Raw genomic sequence first — 20360 nt, forward strand, 5'->3', positions numbered from 1 at the left:
GGGTCAACGCCGCCAATATGGAATGTAGTTTGGGGTTGTGCTTTTGTGTGTATCAGGCACAAGGCAGACCCAGCCGGAAACATACCGGTTATAGGATCAAGCCGCACGGGCAATTAGTACTGGTTAGCTGAACGCATTACTGCGCTTCCACACCCAGCCTATCAACGTCCTGGTCTCGAACGACCCTTCAGGGAGATCAAGTCTCCAGGGAATCCTCATCTTCAGGCGAGTTTCCCGCTTAGATGCTTTCAGCGGTTATCTCTTCCGTACATAGCTACCCTGCGATGCCTCTGGCGAGACAACAGGTACACCAGCGGTACGTCCACTCCGGTCCTCTCGTACTAGGAGCAGCCCCCGTCAAGATTCCAACGCCCACGGCAGATAGGGACCAAACTGTCTCACGACGTTTTAAACCCAGCTCACGTACCTCTTTAAATGGCGAACAGCCATACCCTTGGGACCGGCTACAGCCCCAGGATGAGATGAGCCGACATCGAGGTGCCAAACACCGCCGTCGATATGAACTCTTGGGCGGTATCAGCCTGTTATCCCCAGAGTACCTTTTATCCGTTGAGCGATGGCCCTTCCATACAGAACCACCGGATCACTATGTCCTGCTTTCGCACCTGCTCGACTTGTCGGTCTCGCAGTTAAGCACGCTTTTGCCATTGCACTTTAGGTACGATGTCCGACCGTACCAAGCGTACCTTCGAACTCCTCCGTTACACTTTGGGAGGAGACCGCCCCAGTCAAACTGCCTACCATGCACTGTCCCCGACCCGGATTCACGGGCCAAGGTTAGAACCTCAAACAAACCAGGGTGGTATTTCAAGGTCGGCTCCACCGAAACTAGCGTCCCGGTTTCAAAGCCTCCCACCTATCCTACACAGATCGGTTCAAAGTCCAATGCAAAGCTACAGTAAAGGTTCATGGGGTCTTTCCGTCTAGCCGCGGGGAGATTGCATCATCACAAACACTTCAACTTCGCTGAGTCTCGGGAGGAGACAGTGTGGCCATCGTTACGCCATTCGTGCAGGTCGGAACTTACCCGACAAGGAATTTCGCTACCTTAGGACCGTTATAGTTACGGCCGCCGTTTACCGGGACTTCAATCAAGAGCTTGCACCCCATCATTTAATCTTCCGGCACCGGGCAGGCGTCACACCCTATACGTCCACTTTCGTGTTTGCAGAGTGCTGTGTTTTTATTAAACAGTCGCAGCCACCATTTTATTGCAACCCCTTCATCCTTCTGGCGCGAGCCAGTCAAACTACAAGGGCGTACCTTATCCCGAAGTTACGGTACCAATTTGCCGAGTTCCTTCTCCCGAGTTCTCTCAAGCGCCTTAGAATACTCATCTCGCCCACCTGTGTCGGTTTGCGGTACGGTCTCGTATGACTGAAGCTTAGAGGCTTTTCTTGGAACCACTTCCAATTGCTTCGCGACCTAACGTCGCTCGCCCCACACCCTTGAATCACGCACCCGGATTTGCCTAAGTGCCATCTCCAATGTAGGGACCGGGACTTCCAACACCCGGACAACCTTCCGCGATCCGTCCCCCCATCGCATCATACGACGGTGCAGGAATATTAACCTGCTTCCCATCAGCTACGCATCTCTGCCTCGCCTTAGGGGCCGACTCACCCTACGCCGATGAACGTTGCGTAGGAAACCTTGGGCTTACGGCGAGGGGGCCTTTCACCCCCTTTATCGCTACTCATGTCAGCATTCGCACTTCTGATACCTCCAGCATCCTTTACAAGACACCTTCACAGGCTTACAGAACGCTCTCCTACCATGCACTTACGTGCATCCGCAGCTTCGGTGACTGGCTTAGCCCCGTTACATCTTCCGCGCAGGACGACTCGATCAGTGAGCTATTACGCTTTCTTTAAAGGGTGGCTGCTTCTAAGCCAACCTCCTGACTGTTTTAGCCTTCCCACTTCGTTTCCCACTTAGCCAATCTTAGGGACCTTAGCTGGCGGTCTGGGTTGTTTCCCTCTTGACACCGGACGTTAGCACCCGATGTCTGTCTCCCGTGATTGCACTCTTCGGTATTCGGAGTTTGCTATGGCGGGGTAATCAGCAATAGACCCCCCAACCATGACAGTGCTCTACCCCCGAAGGTGAGACACGAGGCACTACCTAAATAGTTTTCGGAGAGAACCAGCTATTTCCAAGTTTGTTTAGCCTTTCACCCCTATCCACAGCTCATCCCCTAACTTTTCAACGTTAGTGGGTTCGGTCCTCCAGTACGTGTTACCGCACCTTCAACCTGGCCATGGATAGATCACTTGGTTTCGGGTCTACACCCAGCGACTGAACGCCCTATTCGGACTCGCTTTCGCTACGCCTTCCCTAATCGGTTAAGCTTGCCACTGAATGTAAGTCGCTGACCCATTATACAAAAGGTACGCCGTCACCCGTTTCCAGGCTCCGACTGTTTGTATGCATGCGGTTTCAGGATCTATTTCACTCCCCTCCCGGGGTTCTTTTCGCCTTTCCCTCACGGTACTGGTTCACTATCGGTCGATCACGAGTATTTAGCCTTGGAGGATGGTCCCCCCATCTTCAGACAGGATTTCACGTGTCCCGCCCTACTTGTCGTACACCTAGTTCCACAATACTGTTTTCGCGTACGGGGCTATCACCCACTATGGCCGGACTTTCCATTCCGTTCCGCTAACAATACTGCTAAAGAGTACAAGGCTGTTCCCATTTCGCTCGCCACTACTCTGGGAATCTCGGTTGATTTCTTTTCCTGCAGCTACTTAGATGTTTCAGTTCACTGCGTTCGCCTCCCTTGCCTATGTATTCAGCAAGGGATGACCCATACGGGCCGGGTTTCCCCATTCGGACATCTGCGGATCAAAGCTCGTTTGCCAGCTCCCCGCAGCTTTTCGCAAGCTACTACGTCCTTCATCGCCTGTGATCGCCAAGGCATCCACCACATGCACTTATTCGCTTGACCCTATAACGAGTATGTCTCGCTATAGGCTGAGTTCTCGCGTTGTGCCGTATTCAAAGCGGTCTTTCGATCACTCGTAATACTGGTTGATACAATCACAACCCAGTGTCGCGTTTAAATTGCGCGCCTCATCAACGCGCCGCGACACCTTTACTACATTCCATATTGTTAAAGAACAGCCGAGTTACTACTCGTCTTGGCAATGCCAAACGCAAACACCGATCTCTCGATGCTTGCGTTTGGCTACCACAAGGTGTTGGTGGAGGATGACGGGATCGAACCGACGACCCCCTGCTTGCAAAGCAGGTGCTCTCCCAGCTGAGCTAATCCCCCAGTTCACGGCAAGATCGCTCTCCGCCGCCCGTAACTTGGTGGGTCTGGTAGGACTTGAACCTACGACCCCCGCCTTATCAAGACGGTGCTCTAACCACCTGAGCTACAGACCCTTGGCTGTAACATCAAACAAACCGATAAGTGTGGACGCCTAACTAGGATGCACGCTCTTAAAGGAGGTGATCCAGCCGCACCTTCCGATACGGCTACCTTGTTACGACTTCACCCCAGTCATGAACCCTACCGTGGTAATCGCCCTCCTTGCGGTTAGGCTAACTACTTCTGGTAAAGCCCACTCCCATGGTGTGACGGGCGGTGTGTACAAGACCCGGGAACGTATTCACCGCGGCATGCTGATCCGCGATTACTAGCGATTCCAGCTTCACGTAGTCGAGTTGCAGACTACGATCCGGACTACGATGCATTTTCTGGGATTAGCTCCACCTCGCGGCTTGGCAACCCTCTGTATGCACCATTGTATGACGTGTGAAGCCCTACCCATAAGGGCCATGAGGACTTGACGTCATCCCCACCTTCCTCCGGTTTGTCACCGGCAGTCTCTCTAGAGTGCCCTTTCGTAGCAACTAGAGACAAGGGTTGCGCTCGTTGCGGGACTTAACCCAACATCTCACGACACGAGCTGACGACAGCCATGCAGCACCTGTGTCCACTTTCTCTTTCGAGCACCTAATGCATCTCTGCTTCGTTAGTGGCATGTCAAGGGTAGGTAAGGTTTTTCGCGTTGCATCGAATTAATCCACATCATCCACCGCTTGTGCGGGTCCCCGTCAATTCCTTTGAGTTTTAATCTTGCGACCGTACTCCCCAGGCGGTCAACTTCACGCGTTAGCTACGTTACTAAGGAAATGAATCCCCAACAACTAGTTGACATCGTTTAGGGCGTGGACTACCAGGGTATCTAATCCTGTTTGCTCCCCACGCTTTCGTGCATGAGCGTCAGTGTTATCCCAGGAGGCTGCCTTCGCCATCGGTATTCCTCCACATCTCTACGCATTTCACTGCTACACGTGGAATTCTACCTCCCTCTGACACACTCTAGCCGTGCAGTCACCAATGCAATTCCCAGGTTAAGCCCGGGGATTTCACATCGGTCTTGCACAACCGCCTGCGCACGCTTTACGCCCAGTAATTCCGATTAACGCTTGGACCCTACGTATTACCGCGGCTGCTGGCACGTAGTTAGCCGGTCCTTATTCTTCCGGTACCGTCATCCACACCAGGTATTAACCAGTGCGATTTCTTTCCGGACAAAAGTGCTTTACAACCCGAAGGCCTTCTTCACACACGCGGCATTGCTGGATCAGGGTTGCCCCCATTGTCCAAAATTCCCCACTGCTGCCTCCCGTAGGAGTCTGGGCCGTGTCTCAGTCCCAGTGTGGCTGATCGTCCTCTCAGACCAGCTACTGATCGTCGCCTTGGTGGGCCTTTACCCCACCAACTAGCTAATCAGACATCGGCCGCTCCTATAGCATGAGGCCTTGCGGTCCCCCACTTTCACCCTCAGGTCGTATGCGGTATTAGCTAGTCTTTCGACTAGTTATCCCCCACTACAGGGCACGTTCCGATGTATTACTCACCCGTTCGCCACTCGCCGGCAGGTAGCAAGCTACCCCCGCTGCCGTTCGACTTGCATGTGTAAGGCATGCCGCCAGCGTTCAATCTGAGCCAGGATCAAACTCTTCAGTTCAATCTGCTGTTTTCGCTCTTTACGAGCGGTCGCTCACTCTCAGAATCTGACTTGAACTCTCGTTCAAACCTTACTTCTGTGCGAGCACTTCATAACTTGTAAGCTAGCGAACTCGCGTCCGCCGCATCCGTCATCAAGCGCCCACACTTATCGGCTGTTTGTTTGTTAAAGAACTGCGCGATCAACTTTGTTCATCGCGTCGCTGCGTTGTCCGCAGCAGAGAAACGAGATTCTAAAGAACTTTCTTCGATTAATCAAACTTTTCGAGAAATTTCTTTTCTTCGGCAGGCACTGCTCATCCAAGCCAGTCCCTACGATCATTTCCACCCCCGCCTTGCAGCACAGCTTCGTGCAGCGGGGAGCGAATATTAATGCGTCGATGCGGGGCTGGCAAGCTTTTTCCGGAGGAACCCACAAAAACCTCATTGATCACTTGCCTACTACGAGAGGAGGAGACGCAGCGTTACGGCTGGGGGGCGAAAGGCCAGCTCTTGCATGATCAGCCCTTCAGTCGCTCCAGCGCGAAGATCGCCAGACTGCTTTCCGAACGGCACCGGCCACTGTCGTGGTCAGGCCCCGGATGTCGGCACATTCGAGCGCTCGATCGTAGCCAGATGAGTACCGCAGTCCAGTCGGCGGCACTCACGATGCCTATGCAACATGATGCGCCTGCCCTGCACAGACAGCCCGACCACGGTCCCACATGGACGACCACACGCCGTCGACAGTGCGATACGCTGGCGGCGGCCGTGCCTCCCGCGTTGCGCCAACCGCAGCAACAGCACTTGGTGGTGAAATCAGGATGGTTGCGCCTCCATTCCCTAGCGAGCCTCTGTCTTCCGGACTCTCCAGATAACGCGGCACAGCCCCCACTCTCCGCCGATACGACTGACTGCCGCCAACGCCGACACCAAAGAGCGGTCCGCCAACTTGCAATAAACGATATTCGGCGCAACTGCCTCAGCTTGCAGCCCCAGCACGTCTGGACAGCCAACTTGCGAGCTCGGGACTGACGAGCACGTGCGCCCTTGTGTTCCATTTCGTTAGGGCAGCGCCTTGCAGGCATGGCTTTGGCCGACGCGTTTCCGACCGACTCGACCGGTAGCGGTTGCCGAGGTGGCGCCTGTCCGAACAGCAGCGTTGGGGGCGGCTTCTGCCGATCGCCGTCGGATCTCGGTTCACCGGGCACGGTCGGGCGCTTCCTGGCCCAAAGCCGCCGCTCACGTATAGGCCTCATTTGCGTCCAGAGGCGATGGGTAGCCCCAGTTACGTTCTACTCTCCCGAGTCTTTCGTGCGCCGCGTTGCGCCAATGCTGCCTCAGGAAATCCGCCGCGCCTCCTGCTGCCCGCCGAGAAACACATCGATCGCCACACCAATGCCCAGCCTGATCGCGGCCGACAACCTTGCGGGACTCCATAGCATTGGTGGTCAGCGGCAGTCACGGCCGCTCACCATTTTTCGCTTGCGAGCCAATCGGACTTCAAGGCTCCGGGAGCTACGCGAGACTAGCCACGGGCAGGTGTTGCCCCGGTTCTCTATTTTTCGCTGATCGTTACCGGCGCCCCGAGCGCGCTTTGATTTTGTGCACCTCTTGCCTACGCGACACAGCGACGGCAGCTCCCGCTTAGCCAGAAAAGACCAGGGCATTTGAGCCTTGGGGACTCTGCAGCGGCATTTAGGGAGGTCATTTGCACACACGACTGGCTCCGCGCACGCCAGCGCTGGCAGCCACGGATTGAGCGCGCTGCCGCACCGCCCATCGACGCTATGCCGCGGAAAGCGCTCCCGGATTGGGCAAGCTGCCAAGCTGGTCGCCGACACGCGGCTGCAAATGCGCCCAGACCCGGCGCACGATCTCCGTCGCATCCGAAGGGCCATAGGCTTCGGCCAGGTCTTTCTGCATCTGGAAATGCAGGAACAGCAGCCCCCGCAAACTGGCAAAAGCAGTTTGATTGCCATGAATGCAATCGCGTGCATCGTTGTCGAGCACACGCTGGATCACCCCCGGTTCCAGCAGTTTCACTTGGCAGATAATCGCGAAGCGGACAATCTCCAGATCGAGTGCTTCAAGATCATCCCGCCACTCATTCGGCATCAGGCGCTCTGCACCCAGTTTCTCACTCATACGACTCCTTTCCTGATCTCCGATGAACGGGGAGGACGCTTATGCCGATCCGCCCGATTTCTCTGGACGATCGTTCCTTTCGCACGAATTTCGGCAGTTTTGCTCAAAAAAATCCCGCGAATCGTTGTGTAGCAACGCCGCCGGCTGCTCGAGGAACGAGGTACCGCGCGCAATTCCGTCACATAGCTGCTGCCTTATGAAACGGCATGATAATCCAAAAATTCTAATCAATCACTTCGCATCGGGATGCATTGAATCATTCACTTTCACACATTCAAAACAACCCAACCCAGAGAAATATAATAATTCCAATAGACCCCCGATTAATCTCTTCCTATCATTTTATATGGCAAATAAATTGCTGTTATCAGTTTTTCTATTTTTTAAAATCAGTATCTCAATTGAAATTTCTACCGCCTCGGCTTTTCTTTTCAGCACTTCATGCGCCAGATTCGAGTTCGCCTCGACTGGATTCTGCAACTCATTTCAATTGGAACAATGCCCAGTTTTCGACTTCCCGCGCTCTTGGCCGCTTTTGCAATTGCACCGTCTGCATACGCAGAGGTGGAGCATGACAAATATCTCCACGCTGGCATCAGCGCCGTCATTGCCTCCGGCGTGACCACCCTGGCTGTGGATAGCCCTAATCGCTTCTGGTATGGCCTCGGGGCCGGCATGGCGGTCGGCCTCACCAAGGAGATCGTGGACAGACGGAAGACGAACGGCCGGTTCGATTCGAAGGATTTGCTGGCGGACCTGGCGGGCGCCCTGATCGGTGCGTATGCGGCCGATAGCCTGCTTCGCCCTGCCGTTTTCAAGCAGCCCACCGGATATGCGTACGGCGTGCAGTTGAACGTTGCGTTCGATTAGCGGCAGCCACGATCGCGTGGTCACCGGCGGCTCGCTGAACCCCGCTCAGAAGACGGCAGGACAATAGATGGTTTGCGAAAAGACGGCCGGCCATCGCCGTCCCGCACGGCCCATCCGGGTCAAAGCGGGCTGACTCGCCCGCCCCCGCCACGCACTCAATCGGCCGCGACAGCCCCCTCGAACAGAATGTTGTTCTCCAGATGGATATGCTCCATCAGGTCTTCACGGAACACGCTCAAGCCGAGATAGAGCGCCCGCCACGTCGTGCACGCTGCGCGCGGCGGCGTGATGTCGTTGGTCAGCGTCATCAGCCGCTGTAGCGCTTCGCCGTGCTGGTCATGCTCCATGCGCATTACGGCGATCGGGCCACCGGCGCGCAGGCCATGGCCGCGCGCCAGCATCGGAAACAGGATCTGCTCCTCTTTCTGCATATGGCTTTCGAGTTCCTGCCACATGGCCTCGAGCAGCTCGCTCAAGCCAACCGGGCACTCCGGGCGATCGCCGTGGACGTGTTCCACCCGACGGGCCAGGCGGATCAGTTCGGGCAGTTGCTCGCGGTGGCGCTCGTGAAAGCGCTCGAGAATGTGGTCGATCAGCATGCTGGGCGACACCGCGGACCAGTCGACCGCCCCATCCGGCGTGGCCTCGGCCTGCAGCGCCTGCAAGCGCGCTGCGATCGGCGCGGCATCGATTCCCTTGGCCTGCGCGGCGTCGCGCAGGCTGTGCTGGCCACCGCAGCAGAAATCGAGCTGATATTCGTGAAAGATCCCCGTTGCGCCCGGGATGTTGCGGGCCAGGTGCCCCAGCGGCTGGTCCAGTAACGGCATTGCATGCTCCTTTGTGAAGTCGGTACGTCTTGAAGTGGATGCACCATCACAGCGAATTGCATGCCAACTCTTTTCCTTTAATCAATCAATGGGTTGCCGCTGCCTGGGTAAAATCGACCGCATGCAAGCCAAGGTTCTTTTCACCCTCTTCAGGTAATTCCAACCATGATTGACCGTCTGCTCCTGGCCGATTTGGTCGCCGATCTGCCGCCGGCGGTGCGCATGCAGCGGCTGGTCGGCAGCCTGCGCTCGCATTTTCGCTGCGGAGCGGTGGCGCTGCTGCGACTGGAAGAAGACCACCTGCGGCCGATTGCCGTGGATGGGCTGGTGCGCGATGCGCTGGGCCGGCGCTTCGTGGTCGGGCAGCATCCGCGCCTGGCGGCCATCCTCGCGCGGCGCGGCGTGACATGCTTCCACCATGACAGCACCCTGCCCGATCCGTACGACGGGCTGATCGACGAACAGGCCGGCGCGCCGCTGCCGGTGCACGACTGCATGGGCGTCAGCCTGCATGTCGAAGGGCAACTGTGGGGCGCGCTCACGCTCGACACGCTCAAGATCGGCACCTTCGACGCCGATGCGCAGGCCGAGCTGCGCCAGCTGGCCGTCGTGATCGAAGCCGCCGCGCGCACCACGCGGCTCGAGGCCGAGATCCGCGCGCTGCGCGCGACCCGCGGCGACCTGCCGCCCGGCGATCCCGCCGCGGACGACTGGGAGATCATCGGCCAGAGCCCGGCCATCCACCAATTGCTGCATGAGCTGGAGGTCGTGGCCGACTCCGAGTTGCCGGTCTTGCTGCTTGGCGAAACCGGCGTGGGCAAGGAGCTGTTCGCGCACCGGTTGCATCGCCTGTCGCGCCGGCGCGATCGCCCGCTGGTGCATGTCAACTGCGCGGCGCTGCCGGAATCGCTGGCCGAAAGCGAGCTGTTCGGCCACGTCAAGGGCGCGTTCTCCGGCGCGGTGGGCGAGCGCCCGGGCCGCTTCGAGGCCGCCGACGGCGGCACGCTGTTTCTCGACGAGGTGGGCGAGCTGCCCCTCCCGGTGCAGGCCAAGCTGCTGCGCGCGCTGCAGAACGGCGAAATCCAGCGGCTTGGCGCCGACCACCCACGCCATGTCGACGCGCGGGTGATCGCCGCCACCAACCGCAACCTGCGCGAGCGCGTGCGCGACGGCGCATTCCGGGCCGATCTGTATCACCGGCTGTCGGTCTATCCGGTGCCGATTCCCCCACTGCGAGAACGCGGCAATGACGTCTTGCTGCTGGCGGGCCGCTTCCTGGAAAGCAACCGTGCGCGCCTGGGCCTGCGCAGCCTGAGGCTCAGCCCCGGCGCGGAAGAAGCCTTGCGCTGCTACCCCTGGCCCGGGAACGTGCGCGAACTGGAGCACGTCGTCAGCCGCGCCGCGCTCAAGATGCTGAGCCGGGGCGCCAGCCGCGACGACATCGTGACGCTGGAAACCGGGCTGCTCGACCTGGACGCCCAGGCCGTCGCCCCGCCCTCGCCCGCCGGACTGCCGCCGGAGGCATCCCCGGACATCGCCCCGGGCATCACCTTGCGCGACGCCGTGGCCGATTGCCAGCGGCGGCACATCCAGGCCGCGCTGGCGATCCACCAGGACAACTGGGCACAGACCGCACGCACGCTCGGGCTGGATGCCAGCAACCTGCACAAGCTGGCGCGACGGCTGGGGCTCAAGTAGCCGGACGGGCAGGCATGATGGACCGTGCCCCTGCGCGCGTTCTGGGGGAAGCGTCCGTTGCCGGCGGCGGCCGAGCCCTCGATGCACCCGCAGCCCCCCTCAGGCGGCCAGCGTAGTCCTCAGGTTGACCAGCATATCGGCCACCATCGACTCAAGCCCATACTCGGCTTGCCATCCCCAGTCCGCGCGCGCGACCGAATCGTCGATCGAATCGGGCCACCCCTGGGCGATCGCCTGCCGGTAGTCCGGCTCGTACCGGATCTGGAATCCGGGCACATGCTCGCGGATGGCCGCCGCGATCTGCGCGGGCGTGAACGTCATCCCCGCGATGTTGTAGCTGCCGCGCTCGGTGAGCCGCTCCGCCGGCGCTTCCATCAGCTCGATGGTGGCGCGGATGGCGTCGGGCATGTACATCATCGGCAGCGCCTCGTCCGGGTCGAGGAAGCAGGTATAGGGCTCGCCCTTCACCGCGGCGTGGAAGATATCGACCGCGTAATCGGTCGTGCCGCCGCCGGGCAGCGTCTTGTACGAGATCAGGCCCGGATAGCGCATGCTGCGCACGTCCACGCCATGGTTGGCGTGGTACCAGCGGCACCAGCCTTCGCCCGCCTGCTTCGAGATGCCGTAGACGGTGGTGGGCTCCATCACGGTCTTCTGGGGGGTGCCATCGCGCGGCGTGGTCGGCCCGAACACGGCAATCGAGCTGGGCCAGAATACGCGCTCGACGCCCATCTGCCGCGCCTTTTCCAGGACATTGAGCAGGCTCCTCATGTTGAGGTCCCAGGCCCACTGCGGTGCCTTTTCGCCGGTGGCGGACAGCGCCGCCGCCAGCAGGTAGATCTGCGTGATGCCATGGCGCTCGACCACGGCGGCCAGTTCGCCGCGATCGGTGGCATTGAGCATCTCGTGCGTCAGGTGCGGATGGCGGCCGGCGGGGACCAGGTCGGACGTGATCACCTGCGCGTGTCCGTAGCGTTCGGCCAGGGCGAGCGCCAGTTCGGAGCCGATCTGGCCGTTGGCGCCGACGACCAGGATTTTCGGCACGCGCGCGCCCATCAGATCAGCCCCAGTTCGCGGCCAGCCTGGCCGAACGCGCCGAGCGCGGCCTGCAGGGCGGCTTCGTCATGCACCGCGCTCATCTGCACCCGGATGCGGGCCTGCCCCTTGGGCACCACCGGGTAGAAGAAGCCCACCACGTACACGCCCAGCTCGAGCAGCCGTTGCGCGAGCTGCTGTGCCTTGTCGGCGTCGTACACCATGATCGGGATGATGGGGTGCTCGCCCGGCTTGACGTCGAAGCCCAGTGCCTCGAGCCCCGCGCGGAAAAACCGCGTGTTGCGCTCCAGCCGGTCGCGCAGTTCCGTGCTCCCCTCCAGGATATCGAGCACCGCGATCGACGCCCCGATGATCGCGGGCGCCACCGTATTGGAGAACAGGTACGGCCGCGAACGCTGGCGCAGCAGCGCCACCACTTCCTTGCGGGCGCTGGTGAAGCCCCCCGACGCACCGCCCAGCGCCTTGCCCAGGGTACCCGTGATGATGTCCACCTTGCCGAATACGCCGCGCAGTTCGTGCGTGCCCCGGCCCCGTGGGCCCAGGAAACCGGTGGCGTGGCATTCGTCGATGCCGAGCAGCGCGCCATGCGCGTCGCAGATCGAGCGCATTTCGTCCAGCCGGGCAATGGTGCCGTCCATCGAGAAAACGCCATCGGTGAACACCAGCAAATGGCGCGCACCGTCCGCGCGCGCCTGTGTCAGCTGCGCGCGCAGGTCATCCAGGTCGTTGTGCTGGTAACGGTAGCGGCGCGCCTTGCACAGGCGGATGCCGTCGATGATCGACGCGTGGTTCAGCGCATCGCTGATGACCGCGTCTTCGGCACCCAGCAGCGTCTCGAACAGGCCGCCGTTGGCATCGAACGCGGAGCCGTAGAGGATCGTGTCCTCGGTACCGAGAAAGGCGGAAAGGCGCGCTTCCAGCGTCTTGTGCAAGTCTTGCGTGCCGCAGATGAAGCGGACCGAACTGAGCCCGAAGCCATGCGTACGCAGCGCTTCATGCGCGGCGTCGATCACCCGCGGATGCGACGACAGGCCCAGGTAGTTGTTTGCGCACAGGTTGATGACCTCCCGGCCGTCGATGGTGCGCACGCGGGCGCCCTGCGGCGAGGCGATCACGCGCTCCTGCTTGAACAGCCCGGCCTCGCGGATTGCGTCGAGTTCGGTGCGGATGAATGCATAGAATGCTTCGGCGTTCGGCATGGTCGGGCTCCAGGAGGGGGTGGGCAGGACGGCGGACGGGTGCTACGATCTGATCGATAAATCGAACAAGTTCGATATATAGAACGTTATATTCAATATATAGAACGCGCATCCATGACGCAACCCCTTGTCCAGACGCCCCCGTCCTCACCGCCTGAAGGCCCGCCCGCCGTGGGCATCGCCTTGCAGGGGCTGCGCCAGCGTCAGCGGCTGTCGCTCGACGAACTCTCGCGCCGCGCGGGGGTGTCCAAATCCATGCTGTCGCAGATCGAGCGCAACCTGACCAACCCCACCGTCGCAGTGCTGTGGCGACTGGCCAATGCGCTGGGCGTCAGCCTGACGGACTTCCTCGCGCAGAGCGCCGGCGAGCCGGCAGGCAACGGCATCACCGTGGTGCCGCCGCATGCCATCCCTGCGCTGAAAAGTCCGGATACGCGATGCGACCTGCGTATCCTGGGGCCGATCGATCTGGCCGGGCGCTTCGAGTGGTACGAGCTGACGATCCAGGCGGGCGGCGTGCTGTCTTCCGAGCCGCACGAGGCCGGCACGCATGAGCACCTGTCGGTGCTGAGCGGATCGATGACGGTGCGCACCGACGCCGACGAGAAGAAGCTGCGGCACGGCGAGACCGCGCGCTACCGCGCCGATGTCGCGCACGTGATCGCCAATGGCGGCAAGACCACGGCCACGGCGCTGCTGGTGGTCGTGCATCCCGCCTGAGGGGCGCATGTCTTGCCGCGCTCCGGCCGCGGGCCATCCCTTCCGGCAACGCCGTTCGGCGGTGGGCCGATCGGCATGAATCGGATTGGCGGACGACGCGCCGGGACCACCCGGCCGCCAGTTGAACGCGCCGAGCGGAAGGGATCGTGCACGCGTTACCCATCTCGCCGATAAGGCCAACGAGACAAGACGCCACCGGTATTCGATGCCGGCGTTGGCCACCGTCTCGACAAGCGCGCGGGCGGGGCCACTCTTGAGCGCCACCCTCGCCTGCGCCCCCCGGGCGCGCAATTGATGGCCGTCAATTGAATCAAAAATCCCGGCCCAAGAATACCTCGAACCACAACATCTAGTGCTAGCCTGACTCCATACCACTATATGGAGTACCCCATGACGTGCACGCAGGTCACCAAGCGCGACGGATCGCTGGCGCCGTTCGACGGACAGAAGATCCGGCAGGCCATCGCGGCAGCCGGCCGGGCGACGAACGAATTCGATACGCAGGAAGCGCAGCGCCTGAGCGCGCACGTGATCGGCCAGTTGGCCGGGCTGGCCTGCCCGGGCATCGAGACCATCCAGAACCATGTCGAGGAAGCCCTGGTGGTGGCCGGCTACTGGCGCACGGCGCGCGCCTATATCGTCTACCGTGAGCAGCACGCCCGCCTGCGCGCGCTCAAGCACACGCTGGTCGACGTCGAGAGCACGATGGACGAGTATCTCGAGCAGCGCGACTGGCGCGTCAACGCCAACGCCAACCAGGGCTACAGCCTGGGCGGCCTGATCCTGAACGTGGCCGGCAAGGTCACCGCCAACTACTGGCTCTCGCACGTCTACAGCCCCGAGGCCGGGCACGCGCATCGCGAGGGCGACCTGCACATCCACGATCTCGACATGCTGTCGGGCTACTGCGCGGGATGGTCCCTGCGCCAGCTGCTGACCGAGGGCTTCAACGGCGTGCCGGGCAAGGTGGAGGCCACGCCGCCGCGCCATATGTCGGCGGCCATCGGCCAGATCGTCAACTTCCTCGGCACGCTGCAGAACGAGTGGGCCGGCGCGCAGGCGTTCAGCTCGTTCGACACCTACATGGCCCCGTTCGTGCGGCGCGACGCCATGTCGTACGCGGCGGTCAAGCAGGCCATGCAGGAGCTGATCTACAACCTGAACGTGCCCAGCCGCTGGGGCACGCAGACGCCCTTCACCAACCTGACATTCGACTGGACCTGCCCGGCCGACCTGCGCGAGCAGATCCCCTACCTTGGCGGCGAGGAGATGCCGTTCACCTACGGCGACCTCCAGCCCGAGATGGACATGATCAACCGCGCCTACATCGAGGTCATGATGGCCGGCGATGCCAAGGGCCGCGCCTTCACCTTCCCCATCCCGACGTACAACATCACGCCCGATTTCGACTGGGACCACCCCAACACCAAGCGGCTGTTCGAGATGACGGCCAGGTACGGGCTGCCGTACTTCCAGAACTTCCTGAACTCCGACCTGGAGCCGCACATGGTGCGCTCGATGTGCTGCCGCCTACAGCTCGACCTGCGCGAGCTGCTCAAGCGCGGCAACGGCCTGTTCGGCTCGGCGGAGCAGACCGGGTCGATCGGCGTGGTCACCGTCAACTGCGCGCGGCTGGGCCATCTGCATGCAGGCGACGAGGCGGCGCTCATGGCGCGCCTGGACACCCTGCTCGCGCTCGGCCGCGACGTGCTGGAAGTCAAGCGCAAGTTCGTGCAGCGGCTGATCGACCAGGGGCTGTATCCCTACACGCGCCGCTACCTGGGCACGCTGCGCAACCACTTCAGCACGCTGGGCGTGAACGGCGTCAACGAGATGATCCGCAACTTCAGCGGCGACGCCGACGACATCACCACCCCCGCCGGCCACGCGATGGCGGTGCGGCTGCTCGACCATGTGCGCCTGCGCATGGCCGAGTTCCAGGAGGCGACCGGCCATCTCTACAACCTGGAGGCCACGCCGGCCGAAGGCACGACCTACCGCTTTGCCCGCGAAGACCGCAAGCGCTGGCCCGATATCCTCCAGGCCGGCACGCCCGAGCAGCCGTACTACACCAATTCCACCCAGTTGCCGGTCGGCTACACCGACGACCCGTTCGAGGCGCTGGCCCGGCAGGAAGCGCTGCAGGGCAAGTACACCGGCGGCACGGTGCTGCACCTGTACATGAACGAGGCGATCTCGTCGCCGCAGGCCTGCAAGCAGCTGGTGCGCCGGGCGCTGTCGAACTTCCGCCTGCCCTACATCACCATCACGCCGACGTTCTCGATCTGCCCGAAGCACGGCTACCTGCCCGGCCACCACGCGTTCTGCCCCAAGTGCGACGCGGAGCTGCTGGCCCAGCAGGCACACGCCGGCTGCGGCTGCGCGGCGGCGCCGGCCACCGGTTCTTCCACCCGTTCCAACCAAGAAGGAGCACCCGCATGAACATGCCCGTCCATCAACCCTCGTCCAACACCCGGCTCGACGACAGCCAGCGCACGCGCTGCGAAGTCTGGACCCGCGTGATGGGCTATCACCGGCCGGTCAGCTCGTTCAACATCGGCAAGCAAGGAGAATTCCGTGAGCGCCGCTTCTTTGTCGAAGAGCGCACCCGCTGAGCCGCAGCCGGGCCCGCCGCAGCCCGCGGCGGGCCCGCAGGCGCTGCCCGCCATCGGCGGCCTGACGCCGTTTTCGAGCGTCGACTGGCCGGGGCAACTGGCCGCCGTCGTCTTCATCGCCGGCTGCCCCTGGCGCTGCCACTACTGCCACAATCCGCACCTGCAGGAACGCGCGCGCGGGCTGGACTGGCGCGAGGTGCTCGATTTCCTCGGGCGCCGGCGGAACCTTCTCGACGCCGTGGTGTTCTCGGGCGGCGAGCCGCTCAGCGAGCCGCGCCTGCCGCAGCTGATCGATGCGGCCCGCGCGCTCGGCTTGCGCATCGGGCTGCACACCGGCGGCATCTACCCTGCCCGCTTTGCCGAGGTGCTGCCGCGGCTGGACTGGGTCGGCCTCGACATCAAGACCACCGCGCCGCGCTACGACGCCCTCACGGGCCGCCGAGGCAGTGCCGCGCCGGTCGACGCCTGCCTCGATCTGTTGCTGCGCAGCCACTGCGCATTCGAGTGCCGCACCACCTGGCACCCGGACTGGCTGCCCGAACCCCAACTGCTTGCGCTCGCGCAAAGCCTGTGCAGCCGCGGGGTGAAACACTACGCCATACAAGCCTATCGAAGTGCTCCCGGAACCCTGGCCACCGCATTGCCCAGCGAGGCGACGCAACACGCGCTGGCCGCCTGCTTCTCCTCTTTTTCCTGCCGTTGATACCATGCATGAGACCCGCGATATTGGCGATCTGCTCAAGCACTCCCCGCTGTTCGAAGGCCTCGACGCCGAAGACCTGGCCACGCTCGCCCGCGACAGCCATCAGATACGCCTCGCACGGCACGACTTCGTGTTCCACCGAGGCGACTGCGCTGACGGGTTCTACGTGGTGGCGGTCGGCACGATCAAGCTCGTGCTGCCCGGCGCCCACGGACACAACAAGGTGATCGAATTCTTCGGGCCGGGCGAATATTTCGGCGAGCCCTTCATGTTTCTGAACCAGCCCCATGCGGCCGACGCGCAGGCGCTGGAAGACAGCCTGCTGATCCGGATCGGCAAGCCGACCATCGACGCGGCGCTCGACATCCATCCCACGCTGGCGCGCCGGATGCTCACGGGCCTGTCGTCCCGACTCCACACGCTGATGTGCGACATCGAGACCGTCAACCTGCAAAGCGCCAGCCAGCGCCTGATCGGCTACCTGCTGATGCTGCCGCGCAAGCTCGATCGCGCCCGCTTTCCGTGCAGCAAGACCCTGGTCGCCTCCAAGCTCGGGCTGGCGCCAGCCACCCTGTCGCGCGTGCTGCAGCAGTTGATCCGCGATGGGCTGATCCTGGTCGAGGGGCGCGATGTGGTCATCCACAGCGCGGCCGCCTTGCAGCGCCAGTTGCGGGCGGGGTGAATGGCATGCCCCGCCTTGGGGGCATGCCGCGACTCAATCGTCCAATGTCAGAGCCGATGCGGACACACACCCGGCGGCATCGATCCTGCCTTGCAGCGTCGTGACGGCTTCGTCCACCAGCGCCGCTGAGGCGGTCATCTCATCATCGGTGCAGTCGGCGTGATAGCGCTTTCTGGCGCCCAACTGGTTGAGCACCAGGTGGATGTCCGCCGTGACGCCGGCCGTCGCCAGGCACGCCTTGACGCAAGCCAGGGCGCAGCCGTCGAGCGCGAGGATGGGCCGCCCGCTGCGCGCGGTCTTGACCAGCGCGCGTACGCCGCCGCCCACACCGCTGATGCAGGACATCTCGGCCTTGCCCGCACGATCGAGCCCCACGGCGAGACGATTCGCCGCCTGCGCCACGCTTGAACACCCCGAGCAGGCATAGACCAGCGGAAGGTTGTGTAACGCCATGATTCCTTCCTCAACTAGACCTGCCGCGATTGCCACCGCGCGAGCCAGGCCGGCCGCTCGGCTGCGTCGAGCCAGTTCTTGACGATCAATCCCAGCTCGGTGTCGCCGGAAATCTTGAGGCGACGCTGGAAGAACAGCGTGTCGGCATCGGCCGCGCCGCGTATCAGCGCCACGAAATCCGCCACGCCCGCGGTCAGCTCCAGCTCGGGCTGACCGTCCGACAGCAGATGAAACGCCCCGCCACGGCAGCAGAAGCACGCGCGCAGGCCCAGGTCTTCCACGGTCAGGGCAAAGCGCCGCCCCTCCAGCTCGGGCGGCGGCGTCAGCCAGGCGAGCCGTCGCGCAACATCGAGCCCGAGCACGAACGGAAACGACGTCAGCGGTACCGGCAGGCGCCGGGCGAGGCGCACCAGCGCGGCGGGCGGGCGTGGGCGGAACGGTTTCATCGCGATGTCTCCAGCCATTCGATGCCGGACTGCCCGTGCCAATAGCCGTTGCAGCGGCCGATGCCCTCCGGCGGATGCACCTCCACCGCGGGCTGGCCACGCCGCAAGGCGTCGAGCGCGGCAACCGCCTCCAGCGTGCCCGTCGATTGCGGGCTCACGCGCAGCACCTTCACGCCCAGCGCAGACAGCGCCGGGGCCTGGTCGAGAATGTCCAGGCACTGCCCCGATTGCGTCTGGATGCCGTTGATGGCGAGAAACTCCTGCCCCTCGCGCGTGCGCACCGCCAGGCCATCGGGGTGTTCGATGCAGCGGAAGCCGCAGTCGTCCTTGTTCAGCCGGAAGTGCCGCGCGGTGAAGCAGCGTGCGGAAAACGCCAGCGGCAGGCGCCCCCAGACCATCGCCTCGATCTCCAGCGCATCGGGCTTCTCGCGCATCAGTTCGGCCAGGGTGGCCTGGCTCATCTCCAGCGGCATGACGGCGCGCATGGCGCCGAGGCCGGCCAGCCATGCCAGCGTGCCGCCGTGGTAAGCGTTGCAATGGGGGCCCGCCACGAAAGGCCGGCCGCGCAGCAGCCGCACGGCGCCCAGCTCGCCGGCCTCGACCGGCCAATCGTCCTGCTGGCACTGCCGCCGCAGCGCTTGCGCCTCGGCGCTGGTTTCGATCAGCGTGCGGGTCGACAGGACGACCGATTTGCCGGCATCGCGCAACATGGCGGCCAGCGCGAGCCAGTCATCGGTACGCAGTTCGTGGCGGCGGCTGCAGACGGTCTCGCCCACGTAGACGATATCGACCGGGCTGTCCGCCACCTTGGCGTAGAAATCAAGGGTGTGCTGGCGCGGCCAGTAGTACAGCAGCGGCCCCAGGGAGATGTGATAGGACATGATGAGCGTGCGGTGAAGCCTATTTCCAGGGCCGGTCGAACGCGCCCTGCGTCACGTGCGCGCCCTCGGCATGGCAGACCAGCGCGGCCTGCCATTCGGGCCGCGCGGAAAAGCGGGCCGGGTCTGCCTGCGCGGCGTCCAGTGCCGCGCGCAGCGTGGCGACCACCTGCGCGACGTACGCCGGGCTGCGCTGGCGCCCTTCGATCTTGATCGCGGCCACCCCCATGCCGATCAGCTTGGGCAGCAGGCTCAGCGCGTTGAGGCTGGTCGGTTCTTCCAGCGCGTGATCGACCTCGCCGTCGACCACGAAGCGCCCCTTGCACAGCGTCGGATAGCCGGCGGCTTCGCCCGGCGCGTAGCGGTCGATCAGGATGGTGTTCAGGCGCGCGTCGAGCTGGCCGTCCTGCTCGTGCCAGCGCACCGCGTGCGCGGGCGAACACACGCCCTTGTTGTTGGGCGAATCCCCCGTGGCGAAGGACGACAGCAGGCAGCGGCCCTCGGCCATCACGCACAGGCTGCCGAACCCGAACACCTCGATCTGCACCGAGGTCTGCGGGATCACGCGCCCGATCTCGGCCAGCGTGAGCACACGCGGCAGCACCGCGCGGTGGATGCCGAACTGCTCGCGCATCAGCTCGATGGCATCGGCGTGCGTGGCGGAGCCCTGCACGGACAGATGCAGCCGCAGGTCGGGATAGCGATCGCGCGCGTAGGCCATCAGCCCCGGATCGGCCAGGATCACGGCGTCGGCGCCCAGCATGTAGGCGGCATCGATGGCCATGCGCCACTCGATGCCCCGGCCGGCCTGCGGAAACGTGTTGATCGCGAACAGGACCTGCCGGCCCATGCTGTGCGCCAGATCGACGCCCGTGCGGATATCCGCCTCGGTGAAATTGAGGCCGGCGAAGTTGCGCGCGTTGGTCGCGTTCTTCAGGCCAAGGTAGACGGTGTCGGCCCCGGCGTTGAGGGCGGCCTTGAGCGCCGCCAGGCTGCCTGCGGGGGCCACCAATTCAATAGTGGGGGGAGTGATCGGTGCCATGGCGGCAGTCTGCGACGTGTCTGGCAGTGTGGTTTT

At 62.8% G+C, this 20360-nt stretch carries 15 protein-coding genes, 2 tRNA genes and 2 rRNA genes; 7 read left to right on the plus strand and 12 right to left on the minus strand.

The window, feature by feature from the left end; genetic code table 11:
* Window positions 1–92: 92 nt before the first annotated feature.
* The 5 genes from GO999_RS18775 to GO999_RS18795 form a co-directional block, all read right to left on the minus strand.
* Window positions 93–2971, minus strand: a 23S ribosomal RNA gene (locus GO999_RS18775).
* Window positions 2972–3225: 254 nt separating this feature from the next.
* Window positions 3226–3301, minus strand: a tRNA-Ala gene (locus tag GO999_RS18780).
* Between the two features lie 36 nt (window positions 3302–3337).
* Window positions 3338–3414 (minus strand) — tRNA-Ile (locus tag GO999_RS18785).
* Between the two features lie 59 nt (window positions 3415–3473).
* Window positions 3474–5009, minus strand: a 16S ribosomal RNA gene (locus tag GO999_RS18790).
* The 16S and 23S rRNA genes sit together here with 2 tRNA genes alongside, the layout of an rRNA operon.
* Window positions 5010–6775: 1766 nt before the next feature.
* Entirely contained in the window at window positions 6776–7135 is a 360-nt protein-coding gene (locus GO999_RS18795) for a hypothetical protein (RefSeq protein WP_016723019.1), read from the minus strand.
* Window positions 7136–7576: 441 nt separating this feature from the next.
* On the opposite strand from GO999_RS18795, the gene GO999_RS18800 reads away from it, so the two are divergent.
* The gene (locus tag GO999_RS18800) at window positions 7577–8005 is read left to right on the plus strand and encodes a YfiM family protein (protein ID WP_016723018.1); all 429 of its coding nucleotides are present in this window, start codon (window positions 7577–7579) and stop codon (window positions 8003–8005) included.
* Between the two features lie 155 nt (window positions 8006–8160).
* On the opposite strand, the gene ytfE is transcribed toward GO999_RS18800, so the two are convergent.
* Entirely contained in the window at window positions 8161–8832 is a 672-nt protein-coding gene (gene ytfE / locus GO999_RS18805; RefSeq protein ID WP_011004250.1) for an iron-sulfur cluster repair protein YtfE, read from the minus strand.
* A 165-nt stretch (window positions 8833–8997) separates the two neighbouring features.
* Between ytfE and norR the strand changes: the two genes are divergently transcribed.
* Window positions 8998–10530: a nitric oxide reductase transcriptional regulator NorR gene (gene norR, locus GO999_RS18810; protein ID WP_019719651.1), complete on the plus strand. Its 1533-nt coding sequence runs from the start codon at window positions 8998–9000 to the stop codon at window positions 10528–10530.
* Window positions 10531–10629: 99 nt separating this feature from the next.
* Here the strand turns inward: norR and GO999_RS18815 are convergent, their stop codons facing one another.
* Together GO999_RS18815 and kbl are read right to left on the minus strand one after the other, a co-directional pair.
* Window positions 10630–11586 (minus strand): L-threonine 3-dehydrogenase, SDR-type, encoded by a 957-nt coding sequence (locus tag GO999_RS18815; RefSeq protein WP_011004252.1) that lies wholly within the window; start codon window positions 11584–11586, stop codon window positions 10630–10632.
* Window positions 11586–12785, minus strand: a complete 1200-nt coding sequence (kbl, locus tag GO999_RS18820) for a glycine C-acetyltransferase (RefSeq protein WP_016723017.1) — start codon at window positions 12783–12785, stop codon at window positions 11586–11588. Before kbl ends, GO999_RS18815 begins: the two co-directional genes overlap by 1 nt.
* A gap of 114 nt (window positions 12786–12899) precedes the next feature.
* On the opposite strand from kbl, the gene relB reads away from it, so the two are divergent.
* The 5 genes from relB (at window position 12900) to GO999_RS18845 (ending at window position 17505) form a co-directional block, all read left to right on the plus strand.
* Window positions 12900–13505 (plus strand): type II toxin-antitoxin system RelB family anti-toxin, encoded by a 606-nt coding sequence (relB, locus tag GO999_RS18825; protein ID WP_038962251.1) that lies wholly within the window; start codon window positions 12900–12902, stop codon window positions 13503–13505.
* 390 nt (window positions 13506–13895) lie between these two features.
* Window positions 13896–15947 carry a ribonucleoside triphosphate reductase gene (locus GO999_RS18830; RefSeq protein WP_211907109.1) on the plus strand — a complete coding sequence of 684 codons (2052 nt, stop codon included), beginning with the start codon at window positions 13896–13898 and terminating at the stop codon, window positions 15945–15947.
* Window positions 15944–16120 (plus strand): anaerobic ribonucleoside-triphosphate reductase, encoded by a 177-nt coding sequence (nrdD, locus tag GO999_RS18835; RefSeq protein ID WP_011004256.1) that lies wholly within the window; start codon window positions 15944–15946, stop codon window positions 16118–16120. The genes GO999_RS18830 and nrdD overlap by 4 nt, the downstream gene beginning before the upstream one ends.
* Window positions 16083–16823 (plus strand): anaerobic ribonucleoside-triphosphate reductase activating protein, encoded by a 741-nt coding sequence (locus tag GO999_RS18840; RefSeq protein ID WP_011004257.1) that lies wholly within the window; start codon window positions 16083–16085, stop codon window positions 16821–16823. The genes nrdD and GO999_RS18840 overlap by 38 nt, the downstream gene beginning before the upstream one ends.
* Before the next feature lie 4 nt (window positions 16824–16827).
* On the plus strand, window positions 16828–17505 hold the full coding sequence (locus GO999_RS18845; protein WP_011004258.1) for a Crp/Fnr family transcriptional regulator: 678 nt from the start codon (window positions 16828–16830) through the stop codon (window positions 17503–17505).
* 33 nt (window positions 17506–17538) lie between these two features.
* On the opposite strand, the gene GO999_RS18850 is transcribed toward GO999_RS18845, so the two are convergent.
* From GO999_RS18850 to ubiU, 4 genes are read right to left on the minus strand one after another with little or no spacing between them, the layout of a single operon-like run.
* Complete coding sequence (locus GO999_RS18850) at window positions 17539–17958, minus strand: putative zinc-binding protein (RefSeq protein WP_058908454.1); 420 nt, start codon at window positions 17956–17958, stop codon at window positions 17539–17541.
* Between the two features lie 14 nt (window positions 17959–17972).
* Window positions 17973–18404: a ubiquinone anaerobic biosynthesis accessory factor UbiT gene (ubiT, locus tag GO999_RS18855; protein WP_011004260.1), complete on the minus strand. Its 432-nt coding sequence runs from the start codon at window positions 18402–18404 to the stop codon at window positions 17973–17975.
* Window positions 18401–19285 (minus strand): U32 family peptidase, encoded by an 885-nt coding sequence (locus GO999_RS18860; protein ID WP_211907110.1) that lies wholly within the window; start codon window positions 19283–19285, stop codon window positions 18401–18403. Before GO999_RS18860 ends, ubiT begins: the two co-directional genes overlap by 4 nt.
* A gap of 19 nt (window positions 19286–19304) precedes the next feature.
* On the minus strand, window positions 19305–20324 hold the full coding sequence (gene ubiU, locus GO999_RS18865) for a ubiquinone anaerobic biosynthesis protein UbiU (protein WP_011004262.1): 1020 nt from the start codon (window positions 20322–20324) through the stop codon (window positions 19305–19307).
* Window positions 20325–20360: the final 36 nt, after the last annotated feature.

It is taken from the genome of Ralstonia nicotianae (genome assembly GCF_018243235.1).
GTDB lineage: Bacteria > Pseudomonadota > Gammaproteobacteria > Burkholderiales > Burkholderiaceae > Ralstonia > Ralstonia nicotianae.

What these genes read in the sequence shown, in the direction of transcription:
- GO999_RS18795 (WP_016723019.1), bottom strand. Translation starts at nt 7,135, where the DNA reads ATGAGTGAGAAACTGGGTGCAGAGCGCCTGATGCCGAATGAGTGGCGG.
- GO999_RS18800 (WP_016723018.1), top strand. Translation starts at nt 7,577, where the DNA reads ATGCGCCAGATTCGAGTTCGCCTCGACTGGATTCTGCAACTCATTTCA.
- ytfE (WP_011004250.1), bottom strand. Translation starts at nt 8,832, where the DNA reads ATGCCGTTACTGGACCAGCCGCTGGGGCACCTGGCCCGCAACATCCCG.
- norR (WP_019719651.1), top strand. Translation starts at nt 8,998, where the DNA reads ATGATTGACCGTCTGCTCCTGGCCGATTTGGTCGCCGATCTGCCGCCG.
- GO999_RS18815 (WP_011004252.1), bottom strand. Translation starts at nt 11,586, where the DNA reads ATGGGCGCGCGCGTGCCGAAAATCCTGGTCGTCGGCGCCAACGGCCAG.
- kbl (WP_016723017.1), bottom strand. Translation starts at nt 12,785, where the DNA reads ATGCCGAACGCCGAAGCATTCTATGCATTCATCCGCACCGAACTCGAC.
- relB (WP_038962251.1), top strand. Translation starts at nt 12,900, where the DNA reads ATGACGCAACCCCTTGTCCAGACGCCCCCGTCCTCACCGCCTGAAGGC.
- GO999_RS18830 (WP_211907109.1), top strand. Translation starts at nt 13,896, where the DNA reads ATGACGTGCACGCAGGTCACCAAGCGCGACGGATCGCTGGCGCCGTTC.
- nrdD (WP_011004256.1), top strand. Translation starts at nt 15,944, where the DNA reads ATGAACATGCCCGTCCATCAACCCTCGTCCAACACCCGGCTCGACGAC.
- GO999_RS18845 (WP_011004258.1), top strand. Translation starts at nt 16,828, where the DNA reads ATGCATGAGACCCGCGATATTGGCGATCTGCTCAAGCACTCCCCGCTG.
- GO999_RS18850 (WP_058908454.1), bottom strand. Translation starts at nt 17,958, where the DNA reads ATGGCGTTACACAACCTTCCGCTGGTCTATGCCTGCTCGGGGTGTTCA.
- ubiT (WP_011004260.1), bottom strand. Translation starts at nt 18,404, where the DNA reads ATGAAACCGTTCCGCCCACGCCCGCCCGCCGCGCTGGTGCGCCTCGCC.
- GO999_RS18860 (WP_211907110.1), bottom strand. Translation starts at nt 19,285, where the DNA reads ATGTCCTATCACATCTCCCTGGGGCCGCTGCTGTACTACTGGCCGCGC.
- ubiU (WP_011004262.1), bottom strand. Translation starts at nt 20,324, where the DNA reads ATGGCACCGATCACTCCCCCCACTATTGAATTGGTGGCCCCCGCAGGC.